Here is an 11,893-nt window from a genome sequence, read left to right on the forward strand (position 1 = left end):
TGAAACCAAAAAGGAAGTGATGATCCATGGCACGCGCTAAGTTTGAACGCACCAAACCCCATGTCAACGTTGGCACCATCGGCCATGTTGACCACGGCAAGACCACCCTGACGGCTGCCATCACCACCACCTTGGCTGCTTTGGGTCAGGCCACAGCCAAAAGGTACGATGAGATCGACGCAGCGCCAGAGGAAAAAGCTCGCGGCATTACCATCAACACCGCCCACGTCGAGTATCAGACTGCCAACCGTCACTACGCCCACGTGGATTGTCCCGGCCACGCCGACTACGTGAAGAACATGATCACAGGCGCGGCTCAGATGGATGGGGCCATCTTGGTGGTGTCTGCAGCTGATGGTCCCATGCCCCAAACACGGGAGCACATCCTGTTGGCCCGTCAGGTAGGGGTGCCCAGCTTGGTGGTCTTTCTGAACAAGGCAGACATGGTGGACGATCCAGAGCTGCTGGAGTTGGTGGAGCTGGAAGTGCGGGAGCTTCTCTCCAAATACGACTTCCCCGGCGACGACGTTCCCATCATCAGAGGATCGGCGCTGAAAGCCCTAGAAAGAATGACCGCCAACCCCAAAACCCAGCGGGGCGAAGATCCTTGGGTGGACAAAATTTATGAGCTGATGGATGCGGTGGACTCCTACATTCCCACGCCGGAGCGGGATGTGGACAAGCCCTTCCTGATGGCTGTGGAGGATGTCTTCTCGATTACTGGTCGGGGCACGGTGGCCACGGGCCGGATCGAGCGGGGCCGCATCAAAGTGGGCGAAACGGTGGAATTGGTGGGCCTGCGGGAAACTCGCTCCACCACTGTTACTGGCCTGGAAATGTTCCAAAAAACCCTCGATGAGGGGATCGCCGGCGACAACGTTGGTGTGCTGTTGCGCGGCATTCAGAAGAACGAAGTGGAGCGCGGCATGGTGCTGGCCAAGCCCAAGACCATTACTCCCCACACCAACTTCGAGTCTGAGGTGTATGTCCTCAAGAAAGAGGAGGGAGGTCGCCACACGCCCTTCTTTGCCGGCTATCGTCCTCAGTTCTATGTGCGCACCACCGATGTAACCGGCACCATCTCTTCCTTCACGGCTGATGACGGATCCCAGCCAGAGATGGTGATGCCTGGTGACCGCGTTAAGATGACGGTGGAGCTGATCCAGCCCATCGCCATTGAGCAGGGGATGCGCTTTGCTATCCGCGAGGGTGGCCGTACTGTCGGAGCGGGTGTTGTCTCCAAGATCCTGAAGTAAGCGGCTTTTTCCTGGCAGGGATTGAGTGCCGACGGCCCCAGACCAACTCAGTTGCGATAGTGGCGCGGAGCACTTTCCCTGCCAGCTTTTTTGAGTCCCCCTTTTTCTGGATTGCTCTCCGGCCATGCCTACCTTGACTCAACAGAAAATTCGCATCCGCCTGAAGGCTTACGATCATCGGCTGCTGGATACTTCCTGCGACAAAATCGTGGATACGGCTCGTCGTACCGACGCCGTGCCGGTTGGCCCGATTCCTTTGCCTACTCGGCGCCGCATCTACTGTGTGCTGCGCTCCCCCCACATCGACAAGGACTCGCGGGAACATTTTGAAACCCGCACCCACCGGCGCATTATCGACATCTATTCCCCCTCTTCCAAAACCATCGATGCTCTCATGAAGCTGGATCTGCCGGCAGGGGTAGATATCGAGGTGAAGCTGTGATGGATCTGCAGGGATCCCCCGCTTTCGCAGTCATTTCGTAGAGCTTGGATGAGGGTAGCAGCGGGTGACAACATCGGTTGATCCGGTCGATCGCGATAGTGGTGCAGACCCCTCTCAGGGGTTGGCAACTCCAGGAGCGGCCCAATCCCCCATCCCGGTTTTGGTGGTGGGGGCCCTGGGCAAAATGGGGCGAGAGGTGGTGCGAGCCGTTGCCGAGACGCCCGACATGAGGTTGGTGGGGGCGGTGGCCCGCTCGCAATTGGGCTTGGACATTGGCGAGGTGCTGGGCCTGGGATCCCTGGGGGTGGAGATTACCGATGACTTGTCGGGGCAGTTGCTGAGGTTGTCGCAGCGGAGCAACCGCGGCGTGATGGTGGATTTTACCCATCCTTGGTCGGCATTTGAACATGTTCGCTCGGCCATTGCCTTTGGCGTGCGTCCGGTGGTGGGGACGACGGGCCTGACGCCGGAGCAGGTGGAGCGGCTGCGGGATCTGGCGGACAAGTCGGGTGTGGGCTGTTTAATCGCGCCCAATTTTGCCATCGGCATGATTTTGCTGCAGCAGATGGCGCTGCAGGCGGCCCAGTATTTTGACCATGTCGAGATCATCGAGCTGCACCACAACCGCAAAGCGGATGCCCCCAGCGGCACGGCTCTACAGACGGCCCAACGGCTGGGACAATTGGGCAAAACCTTTAACCCGCCCGTTCGCGACAGCGGGACGGAGTCCTCAGTGGAAGAAAAAGAGCTGATCCCCGGTGCGCGGGGAGGGCTCTCTGGCCCCAACATTCCCATTCACAGCGTTCGTCTGCCGGGGTTGATCGCCCATCAGGAGGTCATTTTTGGTGGGATGGGGCAAACCCTCACCTTGAGACACGACACCACGGATCGGATAGCTTTTATGCCGGGAGTGATCCTGGGGATCCGCAAGGTGCTGCAGCTCAAAGGTTTGGTCTACGGGCTGGAGCAAGTGTTGAGCTAGCCGGTCAGGGGAGGGATCCCGGCCTCATCCAGAATGCGGGGGATGAGGTGCTCGGCTTTGACGGCCATCAGATGCACCCCATGGCAGATCTGGCGGGCCTGCCGCACCTGTTCGGCGGCAATGCGGATCCCTTCTTCGAGGGGGTGGGCGGCGTTGGCCAGCCGCTGGATAATCTCGTCTGGGATCTTCACTCCTGGCAGGTTGCGGTTGATAAACTCGGCATTTTTGGCCGACTTGAGCAAAAAGATGCCAGCCAGGATGGGCTTGCCGGCGGGACGGCCCAACTTATCCATGAAGCGCTCCAGCTGCTCGAAGTCGGTGACCATCTGGCTTTGGAAAAATTGGGCCCCGTTTTCCAGCTTGCGGTGGAAGCGCCGCTCCAGGCCGGAAAAGCTGCCCGATTGGGGTTCTACCGCTGCCCCTGCCAACAGATGCGTGCCCCCATCCGGGAGAGGTTTGCCATTGCAATCGAGGCCGTTGTTCAGCCGCTGGATAAGCTGCAGCAAGCGCACCGACTCCAGATCGAATACGGGGCGGGCATCGGGGCAATCGCCGATGTGGATGGGATCCCCGGTGAGGGCCAACACATTGCGCAGGCCGAGAGCTGAGGCCCCCAACAGATCCCCCTGGAGGGCCAGGCGGTTGCGATCTCGACAGGCCAACTGCAGGATCGGTTCAACGCCTGCCTGATGCAACAGCACCGAGGCCGCCAACGGGCTCATGCGGGCCATGGCTCGGTTGGAGTCCGTAATGTTGATGGCATGCACCCGCCCCTTGAGCTGCTGGGCCAGAGACAGCAGGGTGCTGGTGTCGGATCCCTTGGGGGGGGTGATCTCGGCGGTGAGCAGAAATTCCCCCCGCTGGATGGCCTGGGCGAAGCGGGACAGGGGAGGTGATGAGGGGATCAGGGCCACAATTCCTGAAGGAAAGGTAAAACGGCTGGCTTATTATCGACTTTTCCGGGAGGTTTTTCCAGACAGGTCGTCCTTTCTCAAGGCTTGGGCGAGGGAAGGGGGCTGGGCGGGGGCTGCACCCGCATTTCCCCCAGCCATATCTGGGGATCCCCCTGTTGCAGATGCTGCCGCCAATCTTGTGCGGCTGCAGGAGGGATCCCGTCCGGGCTTAAAGTCCAGCTCCAGCCGATCACCTGAGGCCAGCGCTGCGCCTCCAGACCTTCCAGCAGCGGTTGAGAGGTTGCTGAGCCCGGAGCCGGCCCGCGGATCACCACAGGCACTTTCGGGTTGAGGGCCTCAAGGCGGCGGTACAGCGGTTCAAAAGCGGCGGGATCCCCCGTTACCTGTAGGCTCAGCCAGTCCATCTCAGGGAACCGAGCCCAGGTGGACACGGCCTTGGCATCTTCTCCGTCCAGCTCCACCACCCAGAGCAAATTGGCCGGGGACTCCGTCCCGCTAACGCGAACAGAGCGCAGGGTTTGCATCAGGTGTTGGTAAGCCCGTTGTTGCAGCGAGGACTCCGTCCCACCAAAGGGCTCCCCACCGCTACCGCGAGCGCGTTCGGGATCCCCGTCGCCAACAACGACGGCCAGGATGATGGGGGTGGCAAAGCGCTGGATCCCGCGGGCCCAAGAGCGCAAGGTCTCATCGTGATCCCCATTGGCCAAGGCAGAAAGTTGGGCCGGATCTAGCCGCAGGCGCAGGTAGGGGACTGAGCCGCTTTCCCGCAGGCGACTGGCCAACTGCTGCGGAAAGTCCTGGCGGGGATCCCAGAGGTGATCCACGGCTGCCCAGGCGGGGGGCTGACCAATGGCCTGGCGATAGGCGAGGAGTTGATCCCAAGTGGGAATGCCCGGCCAAGCGACCCCGTGATACAGCCGACCCGGAGGTGGCGGCAGCGGCCTACCCCGCAGAAAGGGGGCGGAATCGGGTGGGATCGGCGAGGTGAGAACAACCTCCAGCCGCAGCGGCGGCAAGACCTCACCGGCAGGGGGATGCGGCAGGGAGAAAGGGAGGATCCAACTGCGCTCCTGGAACTGGCCTCGGATGATCTGCTGAGGGTGAAAGTCCTGGGGAGGTGGCAGCGGTTCCAGCGGGTCTTCCCCCCAGAAAGCCCGTTGGATTACCAAGCGCACCCCTGCGCCGGGGTGGATCAGAGGCGTGGTGGTATCCAGGTGAAAGCTACCCCTGAGGCGGGTGGACGTCTCATTGGGCTCAACCCGGAAGGAGAAGGTGATCTGGTCAGATCGGTAGGTGCCTGGAGCGGGGGAAGCAGTGGGGGGCGGGGATCCCGGTAGGCTTTCGCAGTCGGTGCAGGGAAAAATGGCCTGCGGATGGAGCGAAACGGGAGCCTCGCGGGCGGATTGCAGTTGCTCAGCAGTGATGACAAAACTGGCCCAAAGGTGTTTCAGACGGGGCTCCCGACCAGGCTGAATATCGGAAAAGGATCGGCCTTCGGGAGTGGCCGTCCGCGTGCCGACAGCAGCGCCATCCAGAGGGACTGTAGAAACCGGGTCGTCAGCACATCCCCCCAAAAAACCAACCGACAAAATCAGCAGCAGCGCCCAGCCGCAAGTGCTCCGCACCGCTACCGCGACCCAGGGGTCGAGTTTGCAGTTGGATGGCTGGATCATGATCTCACCTCAATACACCACTCCTGCCCGGCTACCGAAGGGAGTCGATGCCGCTCTCGTCTTGTGGACGGTGCGGTTCCCGACGGGGCACCAACGCAAACGGCCAGCAAGATCCCTTTCCCTCCGGTTGCTAGAGGGATCCTCGCCCAGAGGCACACCCTTTGAGATTGATCCCGATCACACCCGTTGCTGAACGGGAAAGGTCTCCGTCCTGCCCAGGCGAACTATCCCTGCGGCACGGTTGCGACTTCTGGGTAAATGGTCAGGATCCCTTCGTAGAGGATTTGGCCGGGCTGCACCTCCAGGCGGTCGATGCGCACGCCCGGATCCAACTGAATGGGGAAATCGGCCAGGCCGGGGATGGGGATCTCTTGGCCTTCGCTCACCCAGAGGGGATTGACCAGCCGCAACCGGTTGGGACCTTGGGCTTCTAGGCCGGTCAGCACCGTCACCGGCGCTTCCACCCCTTCGGGAGTGGTCAGGTTGGCCTGGATGCGCAGCCGACCCTGTTCCAGCGTGACCTGAGGCTGGCGGATGAGAAAGGGCACCACTTGGCCCCCAACGGGCAACTGCACCTGGGCCTGGGCCAGTTGGGCTTGGATGAGGGGAGCCTGAAGGGTGCGGTTCAGGTCTTCCTCGGTGAGGCGTAAACTCACCTGCACCGGCACAGGGGCCAATAGCCGCAGCGGGCTCCGTCCCTGGATGGCTTCGCCCACATTGAGGCGAATATCCTGGCCCCGCAGCCGCAGATGGCTGACCTGAAAGCCTTGATAGCTGAGGTTGTCTCCCGACACCTGGGCCTGAGGGATCTGCCCATTCAAAATCTGGGCGTCAGAGCCGACAATTTGCACTTGCAGGTTATCGACCCTCTGCACCTCCGAACGGATCCAAGCCGCCACCAAAGGGCTGAGAAGGGATCCGGCAATTTGGGCAAATCCGGGCCAAGGCCAAAACATGGTGGGTAGGCTGAGCAGCAATGCAAACCCCAGCCGCTGCCCCGCTTGCGAGAGCCGTTGGCGGCGACAGGTTGCCGATTGGGTTTGGAGAGGAGACGGATCTGGACTGGGCCGATGGCAAGACGTGAGCAGCACTGGATACCTCGGGAGCAACAACAAGCGATGGTTTCCACCCAACTACGACCAGACTAGGGCAGGACTTCTCCGCCGAACAGAGGGATCCCCCGCACACTTGGAGAGGCTATCCATCCGTCAACTGCCACCAGAGATACCCCAGCCGCAGATAGTGAAGCCGTAGCCAGGGCAAAGGGAAAGCGCGGGGCGGCTGGCGAAACAGAGCGCTCATCTGAGAAGGGATCCCGGCAATCTCCTGGGCCAGCATTTTGCCCGCCCACACTGCTGTGGCCACACCGCTGCCGTGATAGGCCAAGCCGTACCACAGGCTGGGATCCGCCGGCGAAGGGCCAATATGGGGGTGAAACTGCCGAGAAAGGCAGACCAGTCCATTCCAGGCGTACTCGATCTCCACCCCTTCCCAAGCAGGGAAAAGACGATAGAGCTGTCGGGTCATCCAAGTGCGCAACTGCTGTCGCTCCGTCGGGGTATCGCGGGTGCCACCCCGTCCCCCAAACAGCAGGCGCCCATCCGGCAGCAGACGGTAATAGAACAGCAGCCGCCGCATGTCGTAGAGCGGCGTCGGATCCCACCACCCCTGCGCTTTCTGCTCCTGAGGCGTTAGAGGTCGGGTGACCAGGATGTTGGACAGTGCCGGCAACAGGGATCCCGCCAGTTGGGGATACAGGGCCTCTGGGGTGTAGCCATTGGTGGCAATGACCAAGTGCCGAGCGCGCACCGTTCCTCCCGGCGTGTGACAGATGTGTTGGGATCCCACCTTTTCCCAGGCCGTGACCGGACTGCCGCTGTACAGTTTTGCCCCCCACCGGTGGGCCACTTGGGCCAGTCCTTGGGTGAGCTTGAGGGGGTTGAGGCCAAACCCCACCCCGATGTGCAAAGCGCCGTGGTTCTCTTGGCTGTTGAAGCCGCGTTCCCGCAGCTCTTTGGGGTTGAGGAGCTGGGCCGGGTAGCCCGCCACCTGAGTACAGATCTGGTACTCGGCCTCTAACTCCGACCATGCCTGTGGACGATGGGCCACTGCATAGCAGCCCTGTCCCTGAGCCTCTAGGGAGAAGCCCTCGCTGGCCGCCAGCTCCTGAACGGTTTCCACTGCCTGCCATTGATCCCGGTAGTAGCGCTCTGTCTCTGCCAGGCCCACCCGCCGCACCATCTGGGTGTGGGTAAGGTGGCTCGCCCCCACCCCGCAAAAGCCACCGTTGCGTCCCGAGGCCCCCCAACCCAGGGATCCCGCCTCCAGCAGACAAGCATGGATGCCGTGGTCGCGGGCCAGGTGCAGAGCCGTCGATAGCCCCGTCAATCCTCCCCCCACAATGACCACCTCAGCGCTCACCTGCTCCTGCAAAGGTGCCGGATGCCGCCAGCCGGGATCTGCTATCGTGCTGTCCCAGTAGCTGCCGACCGGGCAGGCAGGATCGTAGGTGCTGGCAGGATAAAGGCCCTTTCTCATACGAGCAATGGGAAGAACATCTTGCTGGGCAACGCCGAAGTGCTCGGTACCGCTGAGGCGACCGGTCGCAGGACAAGTGCTGAAGGGGATCCCCTCACTCCTGGGCAACGCTGTCGCAACCGGCAGCAGCGGCCTCCATATCGGCAGGGGTATTGCAGTCCAGGAAGATCTCAGGAGTGTAGAGCTCCACCTCCTGTACCCGCCTGCCCAGATCCTGCAACAACCGGCGCAGGCCCAGGGTTTCTTCTCGGAGATCCAACAGCTTTTCCCGCAAGCGCCTGTCGATCAGGGTAGGGTGCCCCCGTCGTCCTCGATGCACCGGCACAGTAACCCAAGCGCGATGGCGCAGATGGTACTCCAGCAAGCTGTGGTAGATCCACGCCGGACGGGGCTGATCCACCGCCGAAATGGCCAGCACCTGAAAATCGGCAGGGATCCCTTCCACCCCTACCCGAATGGAGTGGGTCTTGCCCAGCTCAGGAGCCGAATTGACCAGCACCTCTGCCCCTGCCAAGTGGGGTTGGGCTGCCGCCAAATGCTGGGATCCCAGCACCACCCAGGGTTGAAACCCCGCCTGTCGCCACTGAAAAATCTGGTAAGAGAGCAGGGTTTGCCCGTCTTTCCAGGGCAGAAAGGCTTTCGGCTCTCCCATCCGCGTGGAAAACCCAGCCGCCAAGATCAGCGCATGCAGCTTCGGCTCATTTGCCAAGGAGCTTCACCAGCAGAATGCCAAACAAATATAGAAACGTCACAGCCCCGGCCAAAAGGCTCTGGGTAAGGGGATCCGTCGAGGGGGTGAGAATGGCCCCCGCCACCACCGCGCCCAGAACCACGTAGCGCCAGCCCTTGAACATCTGCTCGGCAGTCACCAGACCCAGCGCCCCCAGCAGCGCCTGCAAAATCGGCACCTGAAAGGCCAGGCCGGTGCTGAACAGCAGCAGCAGCACAAACTCAAAGTAGCGGTCGATGGACCAAGCCTGATCCACCACCCCTTCGCCGTAGCGAATGAAAAAGTTGAGCGCCGCCGGAATGAGGAGATAGTAGGCAAAGACCAAGCCGGCCACAAAGAGAAGGCTGGATCCCAGCACCACCGGCCCCAGCAGCTTGCGCTCCTTCACGCTCAGACCCGGCAAGACGAAGCGGGCAATTTGGTAGAGCAAAAAGGGCGTGGCCAGCAATAACCCCGAGTAGGCCGCCACCTTCACAGAAACGAAAAAATACTCCCCCGGCGCCAGTTGCAAAAAGGTAACCCCCCGAGCGGGCACCTCCAGCAGGGCGACAATGCGATTCACCACGGCAAAGCAGGCGATGATGCAGATCGCCACCGCGATCACGCTGGCCAACAGGCGGCTGCGCAGCTCTTCCAAGTGCTCCATCAAGGTCATTTCGACCTCGTAGGGAAACTCCGGATCCCGCACCCGACCAGGCTCAGGGGCCGCCGCGGCTTGCTCCGGGGACTCGGTCTCAGAGGCAAGGGTCATGGGCCAAGGTGTAACGAAACGTTCCCCGCTATCTTAGCGCTGCCCCCTCTCCAGGGAAAAGCACTTGCCCAACACTCCTCGCCATTGGGCGGTGGCCCAAGCCCGTTAAGGGGATCCCGGGGCCTGAGCAGATGAAACTGGGAAGGGGAGCGGTTGCAGTTTTTAGCGCTTGCCCAAGCCCAGCGCCTTTTCCACCTGCTGGGCGGCATAGGCCATGGCAAAACAGCAGATGAAGTAGATTAGGCCGATAAAAAACAGCACTTCCCGCTGGGTGCCTAGCCAGTTGGGGTTGGTGAACACCACGCGCCCCGCCTGCAGCAGGTCGATGAGGCCGACAATGAACACCAGCGACGTGTCTTTGAAGAGGGTGAGGAACTCGTTCACCAGCGCCGGAACGGCTGCCCGCAGTGCCTGGGGCAAAATCACCAGAGCCGTCACTTGAAAGGGGTTCAAGCCGAGTGCCCGTGCCGCTTCTAGCTGGCCCAGCGGGATTGACTGCAGGCCGCCCCGCACGTCCTCGGCCACGTACACGGCTGTAAACAAGATGAAGGCCACCTCCGCCCTGATGATCAGGTTGACGCTGATCCCCCCCAGAAAGAAGGGCACCAACAGCCAGGCGGCAAACAGAATGGTGGTCAGGGGCACCCCCCGCACCAGCTCGATCACCAGCGTGCAGAAGATCCGGATCACCGGCAACGCCCGATTGGCTCGGCCCAATGCCAGCAACACCCCGATGGGAAAGCCGATGATCATGGCGGCTGCCGCCAAGATCAAGGTAAGCAGCAGTCCAGACAGTTGCTCGGTTCGCACTGCCGGCCAATTGGGGCCCAGGTTGCCCAGCAGCAGCTCCAGACAGAGGGGCAAGATCAGGGCCCAAACCCAGATGGAAGCCAGCCGCCAGGATTCCCGTCCGCGACTGAGGGCAATAGCGGCAAAAGTCGCTCCAGAGCAAACCGCCAGCCACCCCTGCGACTGGGTTCCCAAAGGCAGGAACGCGGCTAAGCCCATAGCAGCTCCCAAGAGAATGAGGTAGTGCAGCAGCACACCGCCCCAAGTCCCCCCCGCTACCCCTAGGGTGGCCAGTACAATCCCCAGCACCGCCCACACCCGCCACAGTTGGCTGCTGGGGTAGGTGCCGCTGGCAAAGATTTTGAGGTTGGCCGGGATCACTTCCCAGCGGGCTTGGGTGAACGCCCAGTTCCAGAACAGGGAAATTGCCCAAGCCAATACCAAGGCGGAGACCAAGGTGAGCAAGGTGCTCAACCAGGAGTCAAACAGGTTGCGACGCACCCAAGCCAGCGGACTTTGTTTCTCCGTGGGGGGGAGTACCTTTTCTTCTTCTATAAGCGGAGAGGAGAGACTGCTGGGCATGGGTTAGCGCTCCACCAATTTGACGCGGGCATTGAGCCAGTTCATGCCGTAGGAAACCACCAGGTTGAAGGTCAGATAGGTGGCCATGAGGATGGCGAACATCTCCACCGAGCGTCCCGACTGATTGATGATGGTGCTGCTGATGTTGAACAGATCGGAAAAGCCAACGGCAATGGCCAAGCTGGAGTTTTTGATCAGGGTGAGATACTGAGTGTTCAACGAGGGGATCATGATCCGCAGGGCCTGGGGCACAATCACCAAGCGAAAGGTTTGCAGCTCCGACAGGCCGACGGCCCGGGCCGCCTCCCACTGCCCCCGCGGCACCGCCAAAAAGGATCCCCGCACCACTTCGGCAATGTAGCAGCCGGTGTAGGTCACCAAGCCCAGCATCATGGCGGTAAACTCCGCCGAAAGTTGGATCCCGCCCCGGAAGTTAAAGCGCTCCAGTACCGGGACATCCAGCCGCACCGGCGGCTCTGGGAAGAGCACCCAGCAGGCCACCGCCAGCAGCGCCACCCCCGCAGCCACCCACAGGTTCCGCTGCCGGGATCCCAGCTCGGGGCGACGGGCCAGGAGCAGCTTGCGGATCCCCCACCCAGCCGCGATTACAATGGCCAGCGCGGGAACCAGCCAGCCGCTGGGATCCAACCCGGGCAGCTTCACTCCCCGCTGGTTGATAAAGACAAGCCCGCCGATGGAGAGACTGTTGCGCACCCCCGGCAGAGTGAGGATCACCCCCTGGTACCAGAAGATCACGATCAGCAGCACCGGGACATTGCGAAAGATCTCGGTGATGACGGTAGCCAATTGGCGGGCCAGCCAGTTGCTGGAGAGGCGAGCCATCCCCAGGACAAAGCCCATCGCCGTCGCCAACACAATGCTGACTGCCGACAGCCAGAGGGTGTTCACCGCTCCCACCGCCAGAGCCTTCAGGTAGCTCTCGGAAGGGTCGTAGGGGATCAGCCCCTCGGTGATCCCAAAGTTGGCAGAGTTGCCCAAAAAGCGGAATCCCAAGCTGATGCCCAGGCGACGCATGCTGGCGAGGAGATTTTGGGCGAGGATCCCGAACACCAGCAGCACGGCCACGACAAAGGCCACCTGCAGCAGAACTTTTAGGATGCGCTCATTCCGCCACCAGGGGGGGCGAAGGTGGGACTGGTCGGACAGAGAAGTCATGCGGGGCAAGCAAAAATTCAGAGCACAGCAGAGAATAGGGGATCCCTGGCCGGTACTGAC

The 11,893-nt window shown here is 61.7% G+C and carries 11 protein-coding genes; 3 read left to right on the top strand and 8 right to left on the bottom strand.

Features of this window, described 5'->3' with window-relative positions; translation table 11 throughout:
• The first annotated feature begins 26 nt into the window (after positions 1 to 26).
• From tuf to dapB, 3 genes are all read left to right on the top strand, one after another.
• Entirely contained in the window at positions 27 to 1,256 is a 1,230-nt protein-coding gene (gene tuf / locus CYB_RS04390; protein ID WP_011432556.1) for an elongation factor Tu, read from the top strand.
• A gap of 124 nt (positions 1,257 to 1,380) precedes the next feature.
• Entirely contained in the window at positions 1,381 to 1,698 is a 318-nt protein-coding gene (gene rpsJ, locus CYB_RS04395) for a 30S ribosomal protein S10 (RefSeq protein WP_011432557.1), read from the top strand.
• A gap of 121 nt (positions 1,699 to 1,819) precedes the next feature.
• The gene (gene dapB / locus CYB_RS04400; RefSeq protein ID WP_011432558.1) at positions 1,820 to 2,680 is read left to right on the top strand and encodes a 4-hydroxy-tetrahydrodipicolinate reductase; all 861 of its coding nucleotides are present in this window, start codon (positions 1,820 to 1,822) and stop codon (positions 2,678 to 2,680) included.
• On the opposite strand, the gene CYB_RS04405 is transcribed toward dapB, so the two are convergent.
• The 8 genes from CYB_RS04405 to CYB_RS04440 all read right to left on the bottom strand — a co-directional run bounded on the left by CYB_RS04405 (position 2,677) and on the right by CYB_RS04440 (position 11,833).
• A complete protein-coding gene (locus tag CYB_RS04405; RefSeq protein WP_011432559.1) occupies positions 2,677 to 3,594 on the bottom strand; it encodes a methylenetetrahydrofolate reductase in 918 nt (305 codons plus the stop codon). The genes dapB and CYB_RS04405 overlap by 4 nt on opposite strands.
• Positions 3,595 to 3,671: 77 nt before the next feature.
• The gene (locus CYB_RS04410; protein WP_011432560.1) at positions 3,672 to 5,267 is read right to left on the bottom strand and encodes a hypothetical protein; all 1,596 of its coding nucleotides are present in this window, start codon (positions 5,265 to 5,267) and stop codon (positions 3,672 to 3,674) included.
• Between the two features lie 224 nt (positions 5,268 to 5,491).
• A complete protein-coding gene (locus CYB_RS04415) occupies positions 5,492 to 6,358 on the bottom strand; it encodes an LmeA family phospholipid-binding protein (protein WP_238376901.1) in 867 nt (288 codons plus the stop codon).
• A gap of 106 nt (positions 6,359 to 6,464) precedes the next feature.
• On the bottom strand, positions 6,465 to 7,913 hold the full coding sequence (locus tag CYB_RS04420) for an NAD(P)/FAD-dependent oxidoreductase (protein ID WP_238376903.1): 1,449 nt from the start codon (positions 7,911 to 7,913) through the stop codon (positions 6,465 to 6,467).
• Positions 7,900 to 8,514, bottom strand: coding sequence for a nucleotidyltransferase family protein (locus CYB_RS04425; protein ID WP_011432563.1), 615 nt, complete (start codon positions 8,512 to 8,514; stop codon positions 7,900 to 7,902). Before CYB_RS04425 ends, CYB_RS04420 begins: the two co-directional genes overlap by 14 nt.
• On the bottom strand, positions 8,504 to 9,190 hold the full coding sequence (gene tatC, locus CYB_RS04430; protein ID WP_238376970.1) for a twin-arginine translocase subunit TatC: 687 nt from the start codon (positions 9,188 to 9,190) through the stop codon (positions 8,504 to 8,506). The genes CYB_RS04425 and tatC overlap by 11 nt, the downstream gene beginning before the upstream one ends.
• Before the next feature lie 258 nt (positions 9,191 to 9,448).
• Positions 9,449 to 10,657 carry an amino acid ABC transporter permease gene (locus tag CYB_RS04435; RefSeq protein WP_011432565.1) on the bottom strand — a complete coding sequence of 403 codons (1,209 nt, stop codon included), beginning with the start codon at positions 10,655 to 10,657 and terminating at the stop codon, positions 9,449 to 9,451.
• A gap of 3 nt (positions 10,658 to 10,660) precedes the next feature.
• Positions 10,661 to 11,833: an amino acid ABC transporter permease gene (locus CYB_RS04440; RefSeq protein ID WP_011432566.1), complete on the bottom strand. Its 1,173-nt coding sequence runs from the start codon at positions 11,831 to 11,833 to the stop codon at positions 10,661 to 10,663.
• Between the last annotated feature and the right edge of the window lie 60 nt (positions 11,834 to 11,893).

This window comes from Synechococcus sp. JA-2-3B'a(2-13), from assembly GCF_000013225.1.
Lineage (GTDB): Bacteria > Cyanobacteriota > Cyanobacteriia > Thermostichales > Thermostichaceae > Thermostichus.